We start from the raw sequence: 22,547 nt of genomic DNA, 5'->3' as shown, positions 1-22,547 counted from the left end.
GGCGCGTCAGCCGATCCGGTACCGCTCGAGGGCGGCGTCGTCGACGTCGAGGCCGAGGCCCGGGGCATCCGGCACGATCACGCGGCCGCCCTCGATCCGCCAGGGCGCGCTGCGCAGCACGCTGTCGTTGAGGCTCCAGGCTTCGTCGGGGGTGAGCGCGGGCGGCAGCACCGCGAGTTCCTGCCACTCGGGCCCGATCAACGCGGCGGCCTGCAGCCAGCCGGGCAGGCGCAGTCCGCCGGTGCCGTGCAGGCACACCGGCACGCCCATCGCCTCGGCCATCGCCGCGACCCGGACGGTGGGCAGGATGCCGTTCGCGATCGCCGCATCCGGCTGGATGACGTCGAAGCTGTGTGCCGTCAATGCGGCGGCGAACTGCGCAGGGCTGGTGTAGCCCTCGCCGCCCACGATCTGCAGGTCGACCTCCTCGGCCAGACGCGACTGACCGGCGAGGTCGTCGCGGGCCAGCGGCTCCTCGAGCCAGCGCACGCCGACGGCCTCGAGTTCGCGCGCCTCGGCCAGGGCGTCGTCGTAGCTCCACGTGGTGCCCGAGACGTGCGCCGTGCGGTCGACCATCAGCGTGAACCCGGGCCTCGTCGCCGCCAGGATGGCCTCGCAGAGCGGGGCGTTCTCGCCGAGCGGGCGCCAGCAGCGGATCTTGATGCCCTCGAAGCCGGCCGCCTCATAGGCCAGCACGTCGTCGACGATCTCGGCCGTGCTGACCTCGGTCTGGCTGGGGTCGCCCGGCCAGACCAGGGTCGCGTAGGCCTTCAGTGTCGTGGTGCGCGCCCCGCCGAGCAGGGCGTGCACGGGCTCGCCGAGAGTCTTGCCGAGCGCATCCCAAGCGGCGTGCTCGGCGCCGTGCCCGCGGTCGAGTCCGCGGCGGAGCATGCCGTCGATGTCGTGCACCGGGTACCCCTCGGTCGCCTCGACCACGAGCGGCCACACCGAGCGGTCGATCGGCCCCGCGAAGCTGTAGCCGCGCACGCCGTCGGTGGTGGTCATCCGCACCACGGCGTAGCGGTGGTAGTAGCCCGCCTGCACCTGAGCCGGCGTGGCCGGCAGATTGACCGGGAAGACCTCGGTGCGGGCGATGCGCGCGGCAGAAGTTCTCGATGCTGATCTTTCAATCATGATTGTGAACTGTATCGGATGCTCGCGCCGCATGGTCAATCTTGCTCGGTCCTGAAGTTCAGTTAGCTGAACTTGCTTCCATCAGAATGAACTGACTGCTAAGGTCTCGATGACGCACGACGAGAGGAAGACAGCCATGCGCGCACTGGTCCTGGCCGAATTCGGGCGAATGGCTCTGGCCGAGCACCCGGTGCCCACGGCCGGCCCGGGAGACGCTCTCATCCGGGTGGCTTACACGGGTATCTGCGGCTCCGACGTGCACGGGTACACCGGGCACAACGGGCGGCGCTCGCTCGGTCAGGTGATGGGCCACGAGTCCTCGGGCACCATCGAGGAGTTCGGCGACGCGGCCGGCGGAGCAGCCAACGGGCTCGCCATCGGCGACGCGGTGACGTTCAACCCCGTCGTGCTGCCGGCCGAGGACCGCGAGGTGTACGCCGGGCGCGAGCAGCACTCCCCGCGCAAAGCGGTAATAGGCGTCGACCCGGCACGCACGGCGTCCTTCGCGGACTACGTCGTGGTGCCGGTCGCCAACGTGGTGCGCCTGGCCGACGACATGCCGGTCGAGCACGGGGCGCTGGTCGAGCCGATCGCGGTCGCTCTGCACGCCGTGCGCCGCGCGGGCGTCACGGCGGAGCACCGCGTGCTCGTGGTGGGCGGCGGCCCGATCGGCCAGTCCGTCGTGCTGGCGCTCGTCGCGCTCGGGGTGCGGCGCATCCACGTCACCGAGACCAGCGCCGCGCGGCGCGAACTGCTCGCCACGATGGGGGTGACGGTGATCGACCCCACCCAGGCCGACCCGCTCGAGGTGCTCGAGCGGGACGGCGGGCCGGTGGATGTCGCGATCGACGCCGTCGGCAGCTCGCGTTCCCTGGCCGACGCCCTCCGCTGCACGGTGCTCGGGGGCACGGTCGGGCTCGTCGGCATGGGGGAGCCGTCGGTGCAGCTGGACGCGTTCCAGATCAGCACCGCCGAGCGCACCGTGGTCGGCAGCTTCACCTACTCCGCGCGCGACTTCGCCGATGCGGCCGAACTGGTGGCCGCGCATCCGGAGACCGCTGCCGCGCTCATCAGCCGCGTGGTCGAGCCCGAGAGCGCCGACGAGGAGTTCTTCGGGCTCGCCCAGGGCGTGACCACTCCCGGCAAGGTGCTGGTGAGCTTCCGGCAGGAGCCGGCGCTCGCCGGGGCGGGAGCGCACGCCCGATGAGCACCGCGCACGCGATGAACACCGTGGTCTTCATCGGTGACAGCATCACCGAAGACGGCAGCCCCCTGGCCGACCCGTACGCCCTCGGGGTCGGGTATGTCGCGCGGGTGGCATCCGCCCGTCGCGCCGCCGGCGCTGTGGAGCAGGTCGTCAACACCGGTATCGGCGGTAACCGCATGGTCGATCTCGTCGAGCGGTGGGAACGCGACTGCCTCGCGTACAGCCCCGATCTCGTCTCGGTGCTCGTGGGCATCAACGACACCTGGCGGCGCTACGACGGCGGCGAGGCCACCAGCACGGCCGCATTCGAAGCAGGCTGCCGCGACGTGCTCGAACGCACCGCTGCGACCGGAGCGCGGCTCGTGCTGATCGAACCGTTCCTCCTCCCCGTCCGGCCGGGCCAGGCCGACTGGCGCGACGACCTCGATCCGAAGATCGAGGTCGTGCGGGGACTGGCGGGCGAGTTCGGCGCCACTCTGGTGCCGGCGGATGTCGCGTTCACCGCTCGCGCGCGGGAGGTCGCCGCCGCCGAGCTGCTGCACGACGGCGTGCACCCGACCGACGCCGGCCGTGACCTCCTCGCCCGCACCTGGCTCGAGTCGGTGAGCGACTGACATGCTGCTCGGCGTTCAGTACTACCGCCCGCCGTCGCCCGACCCCGAGTTCTGGTCCGACGACTTCGCCGGGATCGCCGCGGCCGGGTTCGACACCGTGCAGCTCTGGTTGGTCTGGGGCTGGGTCGAGGCCGTCGAGGGCGTCTTCGACTGGAGCGACTACGACCGGCTGATGGATCTCGCGCACGAGCACGGTCTCGGCGTCGTGATCAGCACCATCGCCGAGCAGCAGCCCGCGTGGTTGCTGCGCCGGTACCCCGATGCGGCTGTCGTCGACCATCTCGGGCGCGTGACGCCCTCCACCACCCGCGCAGAGCTGCAGAGCGGGGTCACCCCCGGCGGCTCGATCGACGATCCGCGGGTGCTCGCCGGCATGCGCACCTTCCTCGACGCGGCGGCGCGGCACTTCGGCGGGCATCCGGCCCTCCGGGCCTGGGACTGCTGGAACGAGAACCGCTGGGCAATGGAGGCCGACGGCCACCTCGACTACAGCCCGGCGAGCGTGCAGGCGTTCCGCGACTGGCTCTGCCGGCGCTACGGCGACCTCGACGGGGTGGCGCGGGCGTGGCGGCGGCGGTTCGCCAGCTGGGACGACGTGCAACCCGGCCGGAAGCCCGGGCTGCCCTACACCGACCTGGTGGCGTTCCAGCAGTTCCTCACCGAGCGGGCGACCGTGCACCTGCGGATGCGGCGCGACACGATCCGGGCGGCCGACCCCGGGCATCCGGTCTGGGCGCACTGCGGCGAGCCGTCGGTGAACTCCCCGGGCAGCCTGTTCGAGCAGGCGCTGTCGCGGGGCAACGACTTCGCGTTGGCCGCGGAGCTCGACGGCTACGGCACCTCGAGCTTCCCGCACGTCACCGCCATGTCGGCGCTGGAGTTCGGGGTGCGCATCGAAGCCACCCGCAGTGCGGCGGGCGACCGGCCGTTCTGGCTCGCCGAACTGCAGGGCGGCGGCGCCAAGATCGGGCTGCACGTGCTTCCGCCGGTGCGCGCCGAGGAGCAGCAGCGCTGGATCTGGAACGGGATCGCCCGAGGTGCCAAGGGGGTGATCGTCTGGCAGTGGCGCGACGAGATCCTCGGCCGCGAGTCGGCCGGCTTCGGGTTCTCGGGCTACGACGGCGAGGCGGCCCACCGGGCGAGTGCGATGGCCCGCACCGCCGAGCTGCTGCGCGAGCACCGTGAGCTGCTCGACGGCTACCGGCCCGCACCGGCGCGCGCCGGGGTGCTCTTCCTCCCCACCACGTACCAGCTGGAGTGGGCGCAGGACGGCGTCGCCGCCCGGCAGGCGCACGGCAGCACGCGAGGCTGGCTGCAGGCCTTCGAGCAGTTGCAGCTGCCCTACGAGGTGCTCGACCCCGATCATCTCGACCGGCTCGACGAGCTGCGGCTGCTGGTGCTGCCGTGGCCGTTGTCGGTTCCGGATGCGGCCCTCGCCACGATCACCGCCTGGGTCGCCCGCGGCGGCGTGCTCGTGACGGAGGCCGACCTCGCGGCGTTCGACGACGAGGCGTTCTACCGCGACCCGCCCGAGCGCACGGCGGCAGTGGCCCTGGGTGTGCGATCGCTCGGCCGGCGGATGCTCCCTGACGATGGTGTGCTCACGGTGGTGCTCGGTGCGGAGGAGATCGCCCTGCCGACGGCGAGCTGGCTGGAGGAATACGACGCGCCGGGCGACCGGGTGATCGGCCGGCACGACGGGCGGCGGGCGGCGCTGCGGTTCGCCCGCGGCGAAGGCACCGTCATCTCCTGGGGGAGCTTCCCGGGTCTCGCGCACGCCGCCGTGCCCTCGGACGGCTTCCTGGCCGCGGTGCGCGAGCTCGCGGCGTTCGCGGGCGTCGAGCCGGGCATCCGTGTCGCCGGCACCGACGGCACCACGCTGCAGTGGCGGCTCGGCCGCAGCGCCGAGTGGACCGTGCTGTTCCTCATCGGCGAGCCGGATGCCGACCTGCTGGTGGAGGGCGACTCCCTCGCCGGAGCCGCCGGACTCGAGGAGCTCACGGATGCGCACGCCGCGCTCGTGGAGGGCGGCCTCCGCGTCACGCTGTCGCCCTGGGGCGTCGCGGTGCTCCGCTGGCGCCGAGCAGCGTCGCCGGTAGACTGAGGGCCGTGGGAACAATATTGAGCGCGCCCATGACGGCGTGCATCGTCACCATCCGTGAGCGCCGCGCCTGACGGCGCGTTCGCTCCCTCGCATCAGCGCGCCGTCTTCCGAGACCATCTGCACCTCGGACGGGCGCTTCGCCGTACCTGCTTCGCCCCGCGGGGTGCTCCCTTCTTCTCTTGGAGCACGCTCATGCCGCATTCCCGCCATGGCGGCCGACACGAACTCGGCCAGAACTTTCTCACCCACCTACCCACCATCGACCTCGTCACAGGCCTGGTGCGAGCCACCCGCGGTGCCGTGCTGGAGCTCGGCGCCGGAGACGGCGCGCTCACCCGTCCGCTCGCCGCGCTCGGACGGCCCCTGACCGCGATCGACCTCGACGAACACCGCGTGCGGGGGCTGCGTCACGCGCTGCCCGCCGTCGAGGTGGTGCACGCCGACGCCCTGCGCCACCCGATCAGCGCGACCACCGTGGTGGGGAACATCCCCTTCCACCTCACCACGCCCATCCTCCGTCGCCTCTTCCGCGAGGAGAGGTGGTCGCAGGCGATCCTCGTCACCCAGTGGGAGGTCGCGCGGAAGCGCGCCGGGGTGGGCGGCCGCACCATGATGACGGCGCAGCACGACCCGTGGTTCACCGTCGCGCTGCACGGGCGGGTGCCGCGCTGGGGCTTCACCCCGTCGCCGAGTGTCGACGGAGGCGTTCTCGCCATCACCCGGCGCGATGCGCCGCTGCTGCCGGTGGCCGATCGGCAGGAGTACGAACGCTTCGTCGGCGCGGTCTTCGCGGGCCGGGGCGGCACTCTCGAGCGCATCGTGGCCGGTGCCACGGGCGCACCGGTCACCGCGGCGCGAGCGGCGGTCGCGCGGGCGGATGCGCACGGCGCCCTCCCGCGCGACCTGGGGGTCGAGCAGTGGCTGGCGCTGTGGGGAGCCCTCGGCCGGGCATCCGTCGTCAGCCGGGGATCGCCCAGCTCACGACGATCGTCCCGGTCACGTGCTCGAGGGTGAGGAGGCCGTCGACGGTCTCGGCGGTGACGTCGCGCATCGCCACGACGTCGCCGATGAGGTTGAGGTCGGCCTGGTCGTCGCGTACCAGCACCACCTGCGCGGCGTCGCGCGGGACGGTGACGTGCACCCGGGCATCGGCGAAACCGGTGGCCGTGAGGGTGCGCGTCATCGCGTGCGGGTAGGCCGGGGACTCACGGCAGGCCACCGTGCCCGCCGTCTCCTGCTGCACGAACAGGCGCACCTCGGCGTGCACCGACTTGCCGAAGGCGTATTCGGTGTGGCCGTTCTCGAACCAGGCCTCGTGGCCGGTCGCGAGCGGCGCCCCGTGCGGCAGGCGGTAGCGCGGCCGAGTGGTGGTGTCGGCGAGGTAGCCGCTCAGCCGCAGCGCGTTGTCGCTCGCGTGCACCGTCTGCACCGCCACCTTCGACGAGGCGGTGCGGCGCACGAAGCCACACGACACCCCGAGCTCGCCGAGCAGCCGCCGCAGCACCGCGCCGGCCTCCTCGAACTCGGCGGGGTCGAGCGCACGAGCCGGGCGGAAGCCGTGCTGGTCGAGCGGTGCGCGGTCGAAGGCCGACGACCCGCGCACCCACGTCCAGGGGCCACGCCGGGTGGCGTATGCCCGCGAGCCGGCGTCGAGACCGTCGCTCGCGCCCGCGAGGCCCGCGTCGTCGGCGGCGCCGGCGTCATGCGCGCCGCTGCCATCGGTGCTGACGTCGGCGCTGCGCACGCTGGCGAGCACCACGGCGCCCGAGTCGGCATCCGCGACCTCGCGCACACCACCGCCCGACAGCGCCGCCACGTGCCGCAGCGGCCGCCGCAGCTCGCCCGCAACGACCGTGTCGGCGGCCAACGTGGTCGTGAACTGGAGGTCGCCCTCGAGGGCATCCGCGAGCCGCAGGCCGAGCAGCCGCCGCCCCGCGTCGTCGGCGCGCTCCGCGGGGCCGTAGGCGAGGATGCGCGCACCGCGCTCGACGAGCGTCACCAGCTGCTCGAGCACGGCGCCGCGCAGGGAGCGCGTGGGCGTCACCACGACGCGCCCGTCGAGCGTGCCCGCCTCGACCGCCGCGGCGAGCGACCCGGTCGACACGACCGTGTTGATCGGTGCGCCCGCGTTGATGCCGGCGGTGAGGTACCAGTCCTCGAAGAAGGGGAACTGGATGCTCGCCGGCTCGTTCTGGGCATCGGCGGAGTACTCGTCGAGCGGATAGAGCCACACGACCGGCCCGGCCGCGTCGGGCGCGGCCTCCAGCGCGCGGAGCACGTGCGACGAGACCTCCCGCCCGGCCCTCGGGTCGAGCTCGCCGCGCTCGGTGTCGATGGAGAGGAACTGCACGTCGGATGCGGTGCGCACGGCACCCCGTTCGTCGATGCGGGAGACGCTCAGCGGCAGGTCGATGTCGAACGGCTCGCGGTTGTAGAAGTCCCACCACGGGTTCTGCCAGAACCAGGGATCGTTGACGTAGAAGCGGAAGAGGAAGCCGTCGCCCGGCACCTCGGCGATGCGCGAGAGGTACCCCGCCAGTTCGATGCCGAAGTCCTCGTTCAGCGGGCCCCACGGCGAATTCGGCGGCGGGTTGCGGAACGAGCCCGCGCGGTAGATCTCGCGCGTGGGCACCGCGTCTGCTCCCAGGTCGATGCCGGCCGAGAAGTTCGTGCCCCGCACCTCCACCGGGAAGCGGCATTCGGCGGTGAACACCCGCCAGAACTCCAGCAGGGTGGCGGCGACGGCCGGCACCCGGCCGGGGTGGAAGGTCTCGCCGTCGTAGACCTCGCCGAGCGGGGTCCAGGAGTAGGCGCTGAACCCGAACCCGTTCGAGAGCCAGAGGTAGTCGAAGCCCATCGCCGCGAGGTAGGAGTCGGCCTGGCGGCCGAGGAACTCGCCGAACACCGTGTCCTCGGGGATGCCATCCGGATAGCCGGCGAACGGCCGCTCGTCGGCGTGCAGCACCGAGTTGGCCCGGATCATGCGGATCAGCCGCCCGATCTCGCCCTCCTTGTCGGCGGCCACGATCTCCGGGTGCTCCTCGTACTTGAACGGCGAGCGCGTGAACTCCGGCCCCGGGTCGAAGGTGGCGCCGACCGTCACCGGGATGCCGAGGCGCTCCTCGCCGACCCGGCGGATGGTGGCGACCAGCCGACGGATGTCGCGGTAGCGCAGCGTCGGCACATCGGCGCGGTAGGGCTGAGCCACGTTGTCGGGCGTGACGGCGTGGGGGTAGGCGCCGTACTCGGTGTTCGAGAAGCCCACCGAACTCGCCCAGTCGAGCTCGCGGTCGAGATCGCCGTTCCACTGCAGCAGTTCGCTGCCGTCGGCGACCCAGAGCAGCACGGTGGCGCTCTCCGCGCCGGCGAGGAGGTCGCGCCACTGCTCGAACATGGTCGCGGCGGTGGCCGCGACATCCGCTTCGCTCCACGACGGGAACGGCTTCAGTGAGGTCTCCAGTCCGACTCGGGCGAGCGGGCGGATGCGGGGGCGGGAACTCATCGGGGCTCCAGAATCGTCGGCGATAATCCAGCGGGCTGTACAATAGTCTCACATGTTGAACTCTGGGTCGGATGCGCGCTAGCATCGCTGTGCCCCCTGCGAACGAAGACGTCTGAACCGAGGAGCCCGTGCAGATCAGCAATGTCGTCGTGACGGTTGCGCCGTTCTCCTCCGGCACCTGGCTCGACGAGAGCCGCGTCTCGACCCCCATGTCGCGCTACCCGGAGTTCGCGGAGCGGCGCAGCAGCTGGCGCGGCCCCGGCAGCGACCTCGTCTGGGTGCTCGTCGAGGCCGACGGCGGCGAGGTCTTCGGCGTCGGCCAGAGCCGGGGCGGCGCGGTGACGGCCGCGCTCATCGAGCACCACTTCCGCGACCTCTTGCTCGGGCGCGACCCGCTCGAGCTCGAGACCCGGGTGGAGCAGCTCCGGCGCGCGGCGCTGCCCTACGCGGCCGGCGGTGTGCTGGCGATGGCGCTCTCGGCCTGCGAGCTGGCCCTGTGGGACCTCGGGGCCCGCGCGGCCGGGGTGCCGCTCGCCACCGAACTCGGGGGGAACGTGCATCCGCTCGAGCACTACCTCACCTGCCCGGCCCCCGAGCTGCTCGACGGCATCGATGCCGGCCTCATCGCCACGAGCACCACGGTGAAGGTGCCCATGCAGTACGGCCCGGCCGACGGACCGGCGGGGCTGCGCGCGAATCTCGCCCGTCTCGACGCCACCCGGGAGCGGGTGCCGGCTGCGGTGCCGCTCTCGGTCGACTGCTTCATGTCGTGGGATCTCGACTACGCCACCGCCTTCCTCCGCGAGGCCGGCGACCACTCGCTCGGCTGGATCGAAGAACCGCTGCTGCCCGACGACCTCGCCGGCTACGCCGAGCTGCGGCGCCGGCAGCCCGTGCCGGTCGCGGGCGGCGAGCACCTCTTCGGCCTGACCGAGGCCCAGCGTTTCCTCGACGCGGACTGCGTCGACGTGGTGCAGGTCGACGTCACCTGGTGCGGCGGGATCGGCGTCGCCCGCGCGGTGGCGGCGCTCGCCGCCGAACGGGGTGTGACCTTCGCCCCGCACGGAGCGGCCATGCATCCGTGGGCCGTGCACCTGCTCGTGTCGCCCGGCGTGGAGGGGCTCACCGAGATCCTGGTCGGGCTCGGCGCGCCGGCGGCGGTGCCGTCGGTCGGCTCCGGCCCGGGTGTCGGCATCGATCCGCGTTCGGTGGGCCTGCGGTGATCGTCGACGCGCACTGCCACCTGTGGCGGCACTGGCCCTACCCCTCGACACCGCCGGCCGGCGGCGCGAGCGCGGAGGCGCTGCTCGGTGAGCTCGCGTCGAACGGGGTGTCGCGTGCCCTGGTGGTCGCGGCGCAGATCGGGTCGGCGGCGGCGGGCACCGCGAACCCGCGCAACAACGACGACGTCGCGGCGGCGGTGGCCGAGCATCCGGACGCCCTGCGGATGGTCGTCGACGTGGACTCGCGCTGGTCGCCCGACTACCACCGTCCGGGCGCCGCAGCGCGCCTCGAGCGCGAGGCGGCGCGGCCCGGCGTGGTCGGGTTCACGCACTACCTGGCCGACGAGGTCGACGGCTGGTTCGACACTCCCGAGGCGGCGGCGTTCTTCGGGGCGGCTGAGCGGCTGGGTCTGGTCGCGAGCCTGCACGCCCCGCCCGCGTGGCACCCGGCGCTCGGCGAACTCGCGCGGCGGCACCCCGACCTCGAGCTGCTGCTGCACCACCAGGGGCTGGCCGGCACCGACGACGAGGTGGCGGTGCTGACCGGCCTCGCCGTGCATCCGCGGATCGCCGTCAAGGTGTCGGGGTTCCGCTACGTCTCGGCGGAGTCGCCGCCCTACCTCGACGTGCGGTCGCGGCTCGAACGGCTCGCCCGGGCGTTCGGCCCGGGCCGGCTCGCCTGGGGTTCGGACTGGCCGGTGTCGACGCAGCACCACAGCTACGGCGACGCGCTCGCCTTCGCGCACGAGGCTCTGGGGTTCTTCGACGACGGGGAGCGGGAACGGGTGTTCGGGGGCACGATGCTCGGGCTGCTCGGCCTTCCCGCGCGTGGCACGACGACGGGAGCGTGGGGATGACGGTGTTCGAGATGTCGCGCGACGAGGTGCGGGCGGCCGTGCGCGGCACCACCTTCGTCGACGAGACGGCGGAAGGGGTGTCGCCCATCCGGCTGCCGCACCTCATCCGGCGGCGCGGGGGCGACGAGTCGATCGAGCGGATGGCGGCGCAGACCGCCGGCGTGCGCCTCGAGTTCGCGACCGCGGCGGCCTGGGTCGAGGTGACGGCGGAGCTCACGCGCAGCTTTCCGGCGGGGGTGCCCGACGACGCGCGGCCGGCGACCCTCGTGGCCGTGGTGGGCGGGCGGGAGACCGATCGGCAGGGGTTTCTCGACGGACCGATCCTGCGGCAGCTCGCGGGCGGGACGGTGTCGTACGTCGAGGGCGTGGTCAGCGTTGCCCGGCTCTCGTTCGACGGCCCGGCACCCGAGGCGCGCACGGTGGAGGTCTGGTTGCCGCACGTGAGCGCGGTGAGCATCCGCTCGGTGCGTGCCGACGCGCCGTTCGCGCCCGCTCCGGCCCGGCCTCGGCCGCGGTGGACGCACTACGGCAGCTCGATCAGCCACTCCGCCGAGGCCGACGGGCCCACCCGCACCTGGCCGGCCGTCGCGGCGCTGGCGCTGGACTGGGACCTCACGAACCTCGGGCTCGGCGGGCAGGCGATGCTCGATCCGTTCGCGGCGGCGGTCATCCGCGACGTGCCGAGCGAGGTGATCACGCTCGAGATCGGCACCAACCCCGTCAACGCCGACGCGTTGCGGATGCGCACCTTCGCGCCGGTCGTGCACGGCTTCCTCGACACCATCCGGTCGGCACAGCCCGGCACGCCGGTCGTGGTGATCTCGCCCATCTCGGCACCGATCCACGAGACCACGCCGGGGCCGACCGTGGTGGGAGCCGACGGGCTGCTGACGGGCACACCGGATGCGGGTGACCGGCCGGGCGTGCTCACCCTGTCGACCGTGCGGCCGATCCTCGAGCAGGTGGTCGCCGATCGCGCGGGGGAGCCCGTTCACTACCTCGACGGGCGCCGGCTGCTCGGGCCCGGTGACGTGCATCACTTGCACGACCGCCTGCATCCGGATGCCGCGGGGTATGTGCTCATGGGAGAGCGCTTCGTCGCGCTCGCACGGGAGGCGGCCTGGTCGCCGCCGCCCGGACCGATCGCGCAGGCCGAAACATCCACTGGAACGAGGCTGGAATGACCGACTTCTCCCACACCGCCACTTCGGCCGCGCCTCGGCGCGAGCGCCTCGCGATCAACCCGCTGTCGTTCGTGCTGGAGGGGAGCGACCTCGACCTCAGCCGGCCACGCCTGCACGCGAGCTTCGAGCAGATCGCCCGCGCGGGCTACACCGCGGTGCACGCCGACGTGCCGCCCGGCTTCACCGTGAGGGAGTATGCAGAGTTCATCGCGTCGTACGGGCTGCGGCCGGCGCCGGGGTACGTCGGCGGGTTCTTCGACCGCGTCGAGGAGCGCGCCGACGTCGTCGAGGGCGCGCGGCGGCGTGCCGCCGAGGCCGCCGAGCTCGGCGTCGACGCGCTGTTCATCGCCCAGCACATGTGCGACGCGCGGCGCGCTCGGCCCGGCATCGGGGTCGAGGCGTCGGCGGAGCGGCTCGCCGTGATGGCCGACGGGCTCGCCGAGGCGGCTGACGCGGCTCGGGCGGAAGGCGTGACCGTGGCGCTGCATCCGCATGTCGCGTCGTGGATCGAGACGGAGCCCGAGGTGCGCGGCGTGCTCGACCGCACGCACGGCAGCGCCCTCATGTTCGGGCCCGACACGGGTCACCTCGCCTTCGCCGGAGCCGACCCCGTGGCCCTCGTGGCCGACTACCGTGACCGGGTGGCGAGCATCCACCTGAAAGACCTGGACTCGTCGGCGGCAGCCGCCGTGCTGCGCGACGGGGCGAACTACTTCGACGCCACCCGCGGCTACCGCATCTGGGCCGAGCCGGGCACGGGCGACCTCGACCTCGCGGGCGTGCTGGCCGCGCTGCCGCCCGGGTACGGGGGCTGGTACGTGGTGGAGGTCGATCTGCCCAAGCACGGCACGCCGTTCGAGAGCGCCGTGCTCGCGCGCGAGAACCTGCTGGCGGAGCCGTACTTCGCCGAGACGCCCTCCGCCGAGGCGCCGCTCACGGAGGACGCCCGATGACCGCGGCGCCGCTCGGCGTGGGCATCGTGGGGGCGGGGCCGGTGGTGCAGGCCATCCACCTCCCTACCCTCGCCCGGCTGCCGGAGCTGTTCGCGGTGCGGAGCATCATGGACGTGAACCCCGAGGTCGCGGCCGCCGTGGCGGGCCGGGTGGGCGCCCGACCGGTGAGCTCGCTCGAGGAGCTGCTCGACGACGAGGCCGTCGAGGTGGTGGCGATCTGCAGCCCCAGCTCGTTCCACGCGCCGCAGGCGATCGCCGCGATGCGCGCGGGCAAGCGGGCCGTGCTGTGCGAGAAGCCGTTCGCGACCGACCGGGAGCAGGCGGCGCAGATCGCCGAGGTCAGCCGCGAGACCGGGGTGCCGGTGGTGGTCGGCGCCATGCACACCTTCGACCCGGCGTGGCTCGCGGTGGCGAAGGAGTGGGGTGCGCTCGAGAGCGAGGCGCACACCATCCGGTCGCGGGTGGTGCTGCCGCCGAACGCACGCTTCGAGTCGGCGGCCACGGAGGTGTTGACGGCGCGGCCCGATCTCGGGCCCGCCGATCTCTCGAACCCCGAGGTGCGGGCGGGGATGGTGACGGGCGGGGTGCTCGGTCTCGCCATCCACGACCTGCCGTTGATCCGGCGCTTCCTGCCGAGTGGTGGCGGTGGCGGCGGTGGTGGTGGCGCCGACGACGGCGTGCGCGTGGTGTCGGCCTCCGCCCTCTCGCCGTGGGGCTACGAGATCGGGTTCACGTCGGGCGGGCGCCTCGTGCAGCTCATCGGTGCGCTCACCGAGCAGTGGCGGCCGCGCTGGGAGCTCGAGGTGCTGAGCGAATCGGCTCGTCTGCACGTCGAGTTCACTCCCTCGTACGTGCACGCGGGTTCGGCGGTGGCGACGTGGGAGACGGCGGGGCGCTCGGTGCGCCTCGGGCCTTTCGACCACAACGGGTACGAGGGGGAGTGGCGGGCCGTGCACCGCATCGCCTCAGGAGAGCGCGATTCCGCACCCGCGCTCGCGACCCTCATCGACGACCTCGTCTTCGCCGTCGGCATCGCCGCCGATGCCGCCGCACTGGCCCGAGAGGACGGCCCACGATGACGCCAGCCACCCTGTGGATCGGCCCGGCGGATGCCCGGCGCACTGCCGCGACCACCGCCGCGCTTGCCGCCCTGCCCCTGTCGTACCGGCCGGCCGGGAGCCCGACCGCGGCCGACGTGGTGGTCGTCTCGGGCGCGGCCGGCTGGCCACTCCGGGTCCGGGTCGCGGCCGACGCGGGCGCGCGGGTGGTGGTCGTGAGCGACCCCGCCCCCGAGCTTCGCGAGGGCGGGGTCGCGGCTGCTGGGCGGGCATCCGCTGCTGCCGTCGTGCTCGCGGAGCCGTGGGCGTCGAACCCCGTGCTGGCCGCGGTTCGGGCGGAATGGGATGCCGAGGTCGCGCGGGCCGGGCTGATCGAGGCGTCGGCGATCGAGCCGCCCGGGGGTCGCGACCTGCGATCGGTGTTGTTCGCGGAGTTGCGCGCCGTGCAGCGTCTCGGCGTCGAGGTCGCTTCGCTTCAGGTGGTCGCCGAGACCGCGTCGGCAGCGTTGGCGCACGGGCGCACGGCGGCGGGCGCGGCGGTGGTGTTGAGCGCGGCCCGGAGCGTTGTCGCGTCGGGCGAGTTGAGCATCCTGCTGGCAGCGAGCGCCGAGACGCTCCGCGTGACCGTCCCCGACGGCCGAACGGCCCGGCCGGGCCAGGCGGTGCTCACCACCCCCGATCGCGCCATCGAGCTCCCGACCCGCTGGGAGGCCCCCTACCGCGCCGCCCTCCGCGAAGCCCGGGACCTCCTGGGTGCCAGCACCGCACCCGACCCCGTTCTGGCCTTCCAGGCGGCCGCGGCGTTTCTCGGCTGAGTTTCATGCCTCACGCACACCGGTCGAAGTGACCGGCACGTCAGAAGACGGACGTAGGGTGGGGAGATGGCACGCGAATTCAGTCATGAGGCCGACCGGCACCGCTACACGCTGCGCGTCGACGGGGCGATGGTGAGCGCCGTCGATTACGTGGTGAACGACGACACCATCTCGTTCACCCACACCTTCACCGATCCGAAGAAGCGCGGCCAGGGCTACGCGGGCGAGATCGTGGCCTTCGCCGTCGACGACGTCGAGAACACCACCTCCTACCGTGTGGTGCCGATGTGCTGGTACGTCGGGCAGTGGTTCGACAAGCATCCGGAGCGGGCGGCGCTGCTCTCGCGCTGACGCGACATTCGCCGTTCACCGGCCGGACTTGCTATGCTCATTCGTGGGGAGGGCTTCGGCCCTCTCCACCAGCATTTACCCCGGGATTCGCAGCAGCGGCAGTTCTCAGCGCCGGCCGTTCTCAGTGCCGAATCAGCCGCACCACCGGAATGACCCGGCCGCCGGCTTTGGCCTCGTACTCGGCGAACCCTCGAGAGCGTTCCGTGAACTGCGCCCATCCGGCGTCCCGCTCGCCGCCCCGCAGCACCTCGGCGGTCACGTCCACCGTGTCGACGCCGCCCTGGCCGTCGCCCACCTCGATGCGGGTGTCCGAATGCGCGCGCAGGTTCCCGAACCACGCCGGGTTCTCCGGCGCTCCGCCCTTCGACGCGGCGATCAGGATGCTGCCGTCGGGCTGAGGGATGCCGAGCACGGGGCTGACGTACTCGGTTCCGGTGCGGGCCCCGGTGCTGTGCAGCAGCAGGAGGCTGGAGCCGAAGCCGCCCGTCTCGACGCGGCCGCCGTTGGCCCGGAACTCGTCGACGATGCGTTGGTTGAAGTCAGTCACGCTGCCCACGCTAGCGCTCATGACGGTGTCGGGGGTATCGCGTAGCGTTGACGCATGGTTTCCGGCACCGACTACGACTTCCGCTCCTTCACCGCCGCAACCGAGGGCCCCGGTGGCGATGCCACCCGGGCGTGGCTGCTGGCCGAGACGCAGGGCTTCCACGAGCCGCGACCGAGCGAGAAGACGCTCGCCCGCTCCGCCGCGTACCTGGCGCGCGACGGCCAGGTGCTCACCGGTGTGTACGCCGAGTCGCGCCCGCAGTCCTCGCTCGGCCCTGAGGTCCCGGTCGCCACCTTCGCGAGCTTCGAGCGCACCATCAACGTCGGCGGCGACGCGCTGCTGCCGGCGCACCTCATCTCGGCGGTCACCGTGCGGCCCACCCACCGGCGGCACGGCATCCTGCGCCGCATGATGACCGACGACCTCGCCCGCGCCGCCGCCGACGGGTACGCGGTGGCGGCGCTCACCGTCTCCGAGGCGACCATCTATCAGCGCTTCGGCTTCGGCGTCGCCACCACGGTGCACTCGGTGTCGGTGGGGACGGATGCGCGGTTCCGCCTCACCAGCGAGCCACGCGGTCGCTGCGAACTCGTCGATGCGCGGGAGATCGCGACGCTGGGGCCGGCCGTCTTCGCCGGTTTCCACGGCAGTCGTGTCGGTTCGGTCGACCGGCACTCGAAGTACTGGGGCCGGGTGTCGGGGCTCGACGGCGAGAAGGGCGACGACGACGACCCGGCCGTCCGCGGAGCGCTGCACTACGACGAGTCGGGTGCCATCGACGGCTACGTCACCTACCGCTTCTCGGGCTGGGAGAGCGAGCCGCACGTCATCGACGTGGTCGACCTCGTGGCGCAGAACGCCGACGCCTACCTCGGGCTCTGGCAGTTCCTGGCCGCCATCGACCTCGTCGGCACGGTCACCTACAGCGCTGCGCCCGCCGACGACCCGCTGCGCTGGGCGCTCACCGACTGGCGGCTCGTGTCGGTGAAGAGTGTCGACGACTGGCTCTGGCTGCGCATCCTCGACGTCGTCGCCGCCTTCGAGGCGCGCGGCTACCTCGACGAGGGCTCGATCGTGTTCGATGTCGTCGACCCGCTGGGTCACGCCGACGGGCGCTACCGGATGCGCGTGGCCGGCACCCGCGCCCAGGTCGTCCGCGACGACTCGGCCACCCCTGCCCTCGAGCTCGACGCCTCGGCGCTCGGCTCGCTCTACCTCGGTGGCGCCGACGCGCGGGTGCTCGCGGCGGCCGGCCGCGTCACGGAGCACACCCCGGGCGCGGCAGCCGCCTTCGCCCGCCTCCTCGCCCCCGTGCAGCCCCTCTACGGCATCACCCACTTCTGACTCAGGTTCGCGGTGCCCCGCGCCGCGGTAGCTGCACGCGCTTCGGTGCGCGAACGACGGAGTTCTCGCCCAGAGCGGACTCTCGCTCCGTCGTTCGCGACAAGTCCGTTGAATCTCCGTCGTTGCGGCGGCGGCAGAGGGCGGTGAGGGGCGGGCGGGGACACCTCGCGTTCACCTGGAGGTCACCTGCGCTTCCTACGCTCAATCGCACCGGTCCGCCGACGCCGGTGGCCGCGACGCGGCTGGGTGGGCGCGCGGACGACGCAGGCGGAGAGGGACCAGGACCAGTGGGCGACGACAGCAGGGGTCAGCGCGTGCTCGACGCGGCGGCGCGAACGACTCCGGAGCGCACGCTGGTCGACATCCTCACCCGCACGGCGCTGGAGAACCCGGATGCCCTCGCCCTCGACTCGCCCGAAGGCGCCGTGAGCTACCGCCGCCTCGTGCGGCTCGTCAACACGCAGGCGGCAGCCCTCACCCGCGCGGGGGTGCGGCGCGGCGATCGGGTCGGTATCCGCATCCCGTCGGGCACACGTGAGCTGTACGTGTCGATCCTCGCGGTGCTGACCGTCGGCGCCGCGTACGTTCCGGTCGACGCGGACGACCCTGAGGAGCGCGCCCAGCTCGTCTTCGGCGAGGCCCGCGTGATGGGCGTGGTGGGGCCGGGCGGAGTGTTCCAGGCGCGCGCCGGTGCGACCGGCGCGACAGGCCCGGCGGTCGAGGCCAGCCGCGCCGGTGCCACCGGCTCCGACGCCGAGGTCGCGCTCACCGCGCGCACCCTCCCGAGCGACACCCCGCCCTCCCTCGCCACGCCGACGGGCACCATCCCCGCCGTCGGGTCGCCCACGCCCGACGACGACGCCTGGATCATCTTCACCTCCGGCTCCACCGGCGTGCCCAAGGGCGTCGCGGTGACCCACCGCTCGGCCGCCGCCTTCGTCGACGCCGAGGCGCGACTGTTTCTGCAGAGTGACCCCATCGGCCCGGGCGACCGCGTGCTCGCGGGCCTTTCGGTCGCGTTCGACGCCTCCTGCGAGGAGATGTGGCTCGCCTGGCGCAACGGGGCCTGCCTCGTGCCCGCGCCGCGCTCGCTGGTGCGCTCCGGTGTCGACCTCGGCCCGTGGCTGATCGCCCACGGCATCACCGTCGTCTCCACCGTGCCCACCCTCGCCGCTCTCTGGCCCGAGGAGTCGCTCGAGCTGGTGCGCCTCGTCATCTTCGGCGGTGAAGCCTGCCCGCCCGAGCTGGTGGCGCGCATCACCGCCCGCGGCCGCGAGGTCTGGAACACCTACGGCCCCACCGAGGCCACCGTCGTCGCCTGCGCGGCTCTGCTCGGTACCGGCCCGGTGCGCATCGGTCTGCCGCTGGACGGCTGGATGCTCGCCGTCGTCGACGCCCGCGGCAACCGGGTGGGCGAGGGGGAAGTGGGTGAGCTCGTCATCGGGGGAGTGGGGCTCGCCCGGTATCTCGACCCGGCGAAGGACGCGGAGAAGTACGCTCCGTTCCCGACTCTCGGGTGGGAGCGGGCCTACCGCTCCGGCGACCTGGTGCGCTTCGAGGAGGCGGGTCTGCTCTTCGTGGGCCGCGCCGACGACCAGGTGAAACTCGGCGGCCGCCGCATCGAACTGGGCGAGGTGGATGCGGCGCTCCAGGGTCTCGACGGCGTCGCCGGCGCGGCCGCGGTGGTGCAGACCACACCCGCGGGCAACCAGGTGCTCGTCGGGTACCTCGCGCTGGCCGACGGCGTGGCGTTCGACCGGGCCGCCGCCAACGACCGCCTCCGGCAGGAGCTGCCGGCGGCGCTGGTTCCGTTGCTGGCCGTGGTGGACTCGCTGCCCACCCGCACCTCGGGCAAGGTCGACCGGGCCGCGCTGCCCTGGCCGCTGCCGGCCGCCGGAGGCGGCCACGCGGGACACGACGCTACCGGCGCGGGCCCCGCTGCGCTCTCGCCAACCGCCGCGTGGCTCGCCGAGAGCTGGCAGGCCATCCTCGGCATCCCGGTCGAGAGCCCCGACGACGACTTCTTCGCCCACGGCGGCGGCTCGCTCTCGGCCGCCCAACTCGTCTCCGCCATCCGTCAACGATTCCCCGACACGCGTGTGGCCGACATCTATGACCACCCACGCATCGGCTCCCTCGCCGACGAGCTCGACGGGCGCGCTCCCGCGGGCGCCGGCTCCGGGCGCGGAGCGGAGCGGCCGATCGACGTGACACCGGCGTCGAGCCGTATCGCGCAGACGCTGCTCGGCATTCCGCTGCACGTGCTCGTGGGGCTGCGCTGGTTCGTGTACCTGGCGGCGGCGAACAACCTGCTCGCGGCAGCCGGGGCCGGGACCGTTCTTCCCACCGTGTCGTGGTGGTGGGTGCTCGTGGGCTTCGTGCTCTTCGTGACCCCGCCCGGCAAGATGGCCATCTCGGTCGTGGCCGCGCGGTTGCTGCTCGCGGGGCTGCGCCCCGGCGACTATCCGCGCGGCGGCACCGTGCATCTGCGGGTCTGGCTGGCCGAGCAGGTCGCCCAGCTCTCCGGTGCCGTGAGCCTGGCGGGCGCGCCGTGGATCAGCTACTACGCCCGCGCGCTCGGCGCGAAGATCGGCCGCGGCGTCGACCTGCACAGCCTGCCGCCGGTCACGGGCATGCTCCGGGTCGGTGCCGGAGCCGCGATCGAACCCGAGGTCGACCTGGCCGGGCACTGGCTCGACGGCGACACCTTCCGGGTGGGGCGCATCCACATCGGTGCCGACGCCACCGTCGGGTCGCGCAGCACCCTGCTCGGCGGAGCGAACATCGGCCGCGGGGCCGAGGTCGAGGCGGGTGCCGCGGTGTCGGGGCGCGTGCCGAGCGGCGAGCGCTGGGCCGGATCGCCCGCCGCCCGGGTGGGCTCCGCCCGGCGGCCCTGGCCCGCCGCCCGTCCGTTGCCGGCCCGGCGCTGGCTCGTCGCCTACGCCCTCGGCTCGATCGCGATGGCGGCGTTCCCCGCTGTGGCGGTCCTCCTCGGCGCGCTCGTCGTCGGAGCGGTCGTCGGCGAGCCCGCGTCGCTCGGCGAGGCCGCCGCGCGCGCCGCGCTCGCGACCCCGCTGGCGGTGCTCGTGGCCGGGCTCGCCTACGCGGTGCTCGTCGCCGCATCCGTTCGCCTGCTCGGCATCGGGATGCGCGAGGGCTACTACCCCGTGCGCAGCCGTATCGGGTGGCAGGCCTGGTCGACGGAGCGCATCCTCGACAGCGCGCGCACCCTGCTCTTCCCGCTCTACTCGAGCCTCGCCACGCCGTGGTGGCTGCGCCTGCTCGGCGCGAAGGTCGGCGCGAACGTGGAGGCCTCGACCGTGCTGCTCCTGCCGGCCCTCACCACGATCGCGCCGGGAGCGTTCCTCGCCGACGACACGATGGTGGCCTCCTACGAGCTCGGGGGCGGCTGGCTGCGCATCGGCCGCGCGAAGATCGGGCGCCGCGCCTTCCTCGGCAACAGCGGGATCGCCGGGCCGGGGCGCAGCGTGCCACGCAACGGACTGGTCGCCGTGCTGTCGTCGGCGCCGAAGAACGGCAAGCGGGGCTCGTCGTGGCTCGGCAACCCCGCGGTGCGACTGCGCCGCACGGTCTCCGACTTCGACGAGGCGCGCACTTTCCGGCCGCCCACCGCGCTGAAGGTGGCGCGTGCGGTGTGGGAGATCCTGCGGATCGTGCCGGTGGTGGTCACCACCTGGATCGCCCTCGGCATCCTCGTGACCCTCGACTGGCTCTGGATCGAGGTCGGACTCGGCTGGGCGATCCTCCTCTCCGGTGTCGTGCTGCTCGCCGCCGGAGCCGTGGCCGCGCTCGTCACGACGGCCGCCAAGTGGGGGCTGGTGGGCCGGATCAGGGTGAGCGAGCATCCGCTCTGGTCGTCGTTCGTGTGGCGCAACGAGCTCTCCGACACCTTCGTCGAGACCGTGGCACGACCGTGGTTCGCCGCGAACGCCTCCGGAACGCCGGCGCTCGCGGTGTGGCTGCGCACCCTCGGCGCCCGCATCGGGCGCGGGGTGTGGTGCGAGTCGTACTGGTTGCCCGAGGCCGACCTCATCACGCTCGGCGACGGGTCGACGGTGAACCGCGGATGCGTGGTGCAGACCCATCTGTTCCACGACCGCGTGATGCAGCTCGACTCGGTGGCGCTCGCCGAGGGCGCCACGCTCGGGCCGCACAGCGTCATCCTGCCGGCCGCCGCCGTCGACCGGAATGCCAGCGTGGGCCCGGCGTCGCTCGTGATGCGCGGGGAGCGCGTGCCGGCCGGATCGCTGTGGGCGGGCAATCCGATCGCACCGTGGCAGACTTGACCGCACTCATGGCTGCCACTCCACCATCCGCGTTCACGGGGGCTGCTTCGGCGGGCGACGACTACCTGCCGACCAGCGGCAACGGTGGCTACGCCGTGCTCTCCTACGAACTCGACCTCGACTACCGGGTGGCGACCAACCGGCTGAACGGCACGGCGCGCATCCGGGCACGCAGCACGATGCCGCTCGAACGGTTCAGCCTCGACTTCGCGGGGCTCAGCGTCGTGAAGGTCACCGTCGACGGGGAGCGGCCGCGCAAGCTCGCCGAGACGCCGCGCAAGCTCGTCATCACGCTCGACCGGGCGCTCGACGCCGACACCGAGTTCACGGTGGAGGTGCGCTATCGCGGGGCGCCGCATCCGATCAGGAGCCCCTGGGGCGAGGTGGGGTGGGAGGAACTCGCCGACGGCGTGATCGTGGCGGGCCAGCCGAGCGGCGCGGCGTCGTGGTTCCCGTGCAACGACCACCCGAGCGACAAGGCCACATACCGCATCACGGTGGCCTGCGAGGCGGGCTACACGGTGGTGTCGAACGGGCCGCTGGTGTCGCGGGTGAACCGTTCGGGGCGCACCATCTGGACCTTCGAGATGCGGCAGCCGATGGCGACCTACCTCGCCACCGTGCAGATCGGGCGCTACCGGTCGCAGCAGCTCGGCGCGCCCGTGGGGGCGGCGCCGCAGACGCTGTTCTACCCGCAGGCGATCGAGCGCGACGTCATGATCGACTTCGGCCGGGTGCCGGAGATGATGGCGCTGTTCTGCGAGCAGTTCGGGCCGTATCCGTTCGAGTCGTACTCGGTGGTGGTGACCCCCGACGAACTGGAGATCCCGCTCGAGGCGCAGGGGCTCGCGGTGTTCGGGCGCAACCACGTCGACGGGGCGCACGGCACCGATCGGCTGATCGCCCACGAACTGGCCCACCAGTGGTTCGGCAACAGTCTCACCCTGGCTCGGTGGCGGGACATCTGGCTGCACGAAGGGTTCGCCTGCTACTCGGAATGGTTGTGGGCGGAGGCCAGCGGCGGCAAGACGGCCGACCAGAGCGCGGCCTGGTACCGCGCGGAGGTGAACGCGCAGCCGAAGGACATCGTGATCGGCGATCCCGGGCCACGAGCGATGTTCGACGACCGCGTGTACAAGCGGGGGGCGCTCGCGTTGCACGCTGTGCGGCGCGCGCTCGGCGATGCGGTGTTCTTCCCGTCGTTGCAGGCGTACGTGGCCGAGTGCCGCTTCGGGCTGGTGTCGACGGAGGACTTCGTGGAGATCATGGAGGCCCACTCGGGCAGCGACGCAGTGGGAGAGTTGGTCGAGCGCTGGGTGTACGGGCGGGCCCTGCCGAAGCTGTAGG

General features: G+C 73.1%; 17 protein-coding genes. 14 read left to right on the top strand and 3 right to left on the bottom strand.

The window, feature by feature from the left end:
- Positions 1 to 6 precede the first annotated feature (6 nt).
- A complete protein-coding gene (locus AC3WLB_RS03545) occupies positions 7 to 1,134 on the bottom strand; it encodes a mandelate racemase/muconate lactonizing enzyme family protein (protein ID WP_492503331.1) in 1,128 nt (375 codons plus the stop codon).
- A gap of 136 nt (positions 1,135 to 1,270) precedes the next feature.
- On the opposite strand from AC3WLB_RS03545, the gene AC3WLB_RS03540 reads away from it, so the two are divergent.
- The 4 genes from AC3WLB_RS03540 (at position 1,271) to erm (ending at position 6,073) form a co-directional block, all read left to right on the top strand.
- The gene (locus AC3WLB_RS03540) at positions 1,271 to 2,341 is read left to right on the top strand and encodes a zinc-dependent alcohol dehydrogenase (RefSeq protein ID WP_492503328.1); all 1,071 of its coding nucleotides are present in this window, start codon (positions 1,271 to 1,273) and stop codon (positions 2,339 to 2,341) included.
- Positions 2,338 to 2,955 carry an SGNH/GDSL hydrolase family protein gene (locus tag AC3WLB_RS03535; protein WP_492503326.1) on the top strand — a complete coding sequence of 206 codons (618 nt, stop codon included), beginning with the start codon at positions 2,338 to 2,340 and terminating at the stop codon, positions 2,953 to 2,955. The genes AC3WLB_RS03540 and AC3WLB_RS03535 overlap by 4 nt, the downstream gene beginning before the upstream one ends.
- Position 2,956: 1 nt before the next feature.
- The gene (locus AC3WLB_RS03530; RefSeq protein WP_492503324.1) at positions 2,957 to 5,059 is read left to right on the top strand and encodes a beta-galactosidase; all 2,103 of its coding nucleotides are present in this window, start codon (positions 2,957 to 2,959) and stop codon (positions 5,057 to 5,059) included.
- A gap of 192 nt (positions 5,060 to 5,251) precedes the next feature.
- Positions 5,252 to 6,073, top strand: a complete 822-nt coding sequence (gene erm, locus AC3WLB_RS03525; protein ID WP_492503322.1) for a 23S ribosomal RNA methyltransferase Erm — start codon at positions 5,252 to 5,254, stop codon at positions 6,071 to 6,073.
- Here erm and AC3WLB_RS03520 read toward each other — a convergent pair.
- A complete protein-coding gene (locus AC3WLB_RS03520; protein ID WP_492503320.1) occupies positions 6,018 to 8,561 on the bottom strand; it encodes a hypothetical protein in 2,544 nt (847 codons plus the stop codon). The two genes, erm and AC3WLB_RS03520, sit on opposite strands and share 56 nt — an antisense overlap.
- A gap of 128 nt (positions 8,562 to 8,689) precedes the next feature.
- Between AC3WLB_RS03520 and AC3WLB_RS03515 the strand changes: the two genes are divergently transcribed.
- The 7 genes from AC3WLB_RS03515 to AC3WLB_RS03485 all read left to right on the top strand — a co-directional run bounded on the left by AC3WLB_RS03515 (position 8,690) and on the right by AC3WLB_RS03485 (position 15,002).
- Positions 8,690 to 9,784: an enolase C-terminal domain-like protein gene (locus tag AC3WLB_RS03515; protein ID WP_492503318.1), complete on the top strand. Its 1,095-nt coding sequence runs from the start codon at positions 8,690 to 8,692 to the stop codon at positions 9,782 to 9,784.
- Positions 9,781 to 10,641, top strand: a complete 861-nt coding sequence (locus tag AC3WLB_RS03510; protein ID WP_492503316.1) for an amidohydrolase family protein — start codon at positions 9,781 to 9,783, stop codon at positions 10,639 to 10,641. Before AC3WLB_RS03515 ends, AC3WLB_RS03510 begins: the two co-directional genes overlap by 4 nt.
- A complete protein-coding gene (locus AC3WLB_RS03505) occupies positions 10,638 to 11,825 on the top strand; it encodes a GDSL-type esterase/lipase family protein (RefSeq protein ID WP_492503314.1) in 1,188 nt (395 codons plus the stop codon). Before AC3WLB_RS03510 ends, AC3WLB_RS03505 begins: the two co-directional genes overlap by 4 nt.
- The gene (locus tag AC3WLB_RS03500; RefSeq protein ID WP_492503312.1) at positions 11,822 to 12,778 is read left to right on the top strand and encodes a sugar phosphate isomerase/epimerase family protein; all 957 of its coding nucleotides are present in this window, start codon (positions 11,822 to 11,824) and stop codon (positions 12,776 to 12,778) included. The genes AC3WLB_RS03505 and AC3WLB_RS03500 overlap by 4 nt, the downstream gene beginning before the upstream one ends.
- Positions 12,775 to 13,857, top strand: coding sequence for a Gfo/Idh/MocA family protein (locus AC3WLB_RS03495; protein ID WP_492503310.1), 1,083 nt, complete (start codon positions 12,775 to 12,777; stop codon positions 13,855 to 13,857). The genes AC3WLB_RS03500 and AC3WLB_RS03495 overlap by 4 nt, the downstream gene beginning before the upstream one ends.
- Entirely contained in the window at positions 13,854 to 14,651 is a 798-nt protein-coding gene (locus AC3WLB_RS03490) for a hypothetical protein (protein WP_492503308.1), read from the top strand. The genes AC3WLB_RS03495 and AC3WLB_RS03490 overlap by 4 nt, the downstream gene beginning before the upstream one ends.
- A 66-nt stretch (positions 14,652 to 14,717) precedes the next feature.
- Positions 14,718 to 15,002: a GNAT family N-acetyltransferase gene (locus AC3WLB_RS03485; RefSeq protein WP_492503306.1), complete on the top strand. Its 285-nt coding sequence runs from the start codon at positions 14,718 to 14,720 to the stop codon at positions 15,000 to 15,002.
- Positions 15,003 to 15,123: 121 nt separating this feature from the next.
- Here AC3WLB_RS03485 and AC3WLB_RS03480 read toward each other — a convergent pair whose 3' ends face one another.
- A complete protein-coding gene (locus AC3WLB_RS03480; protein WP_492503304.1) occupies positions 15,124 to 15,549 on the bottom strand; it encodes a nitroreductase/quinone reductase family protein in 426 nt (141 codons plus the stop codon).
- 54 nt (positions 15,550 to 15,603) lie between these two features.
- On the opposite strand from AC3WLB_RS03480, the gene AC3WLB_RS03475 reads away from it, so the two are divergent.
- The 3 genes from AC3WLB_RS03475 to AC3WLB_RS03465 all read left to right on the top strand — a co-directional run bounded on the left by AC3WLB_RS03475 (position 15,604) and on the right by AC3WLB_RS03465 (position 22,546).
- Positions 15,604 to 16,893, top strand: coding sequence for a GNAT family N-acetyltransferase (locus tag AC3WLB_RS03475; RefSeq protein ID WP_492503302.1), 1,290 nt, complete (start codon positions 15,604 to 15,606; stop codon positions 16,891 to 16,893).
- Positions 16,894 to 17,180: 287 nt separating this feature from the next.
- A complete protein-coding gene (locus AC3WLB_RS03470) occupies positions 17,181 to 21,200 on the top strand; it encodes a Pls/PosA family non-ribosomal peptide synthetase (RefSeq protein WP_492503301.1) in 4,020 nt (1,339 codons plus the stop codon).
- Entirely contained in the window at positions 21,188 to 22,546 is a 1,359-nt protein-coding gene (locus AC3WLB_RS03465; RefSeq protein WP_492503299.1) for a M1 family metallopeptidase, read from the top strand. The genes AC3WLB_RS03470 and AC3WLB_RS03465 overlap by 13 nt, the downstream gene beginning before the upstream one ends.
- Position 22,547: the final 1 nt, after the last annotated feature.

The sequence above is a fragment of the Herbiconiux sp. FW305-C-125 genome (assembly GCF_058783455.1).
Note: the sequence above shows the minus strand (reverse complement) of the source record. Positions and strands in the feature narration are given on the sequence as shown.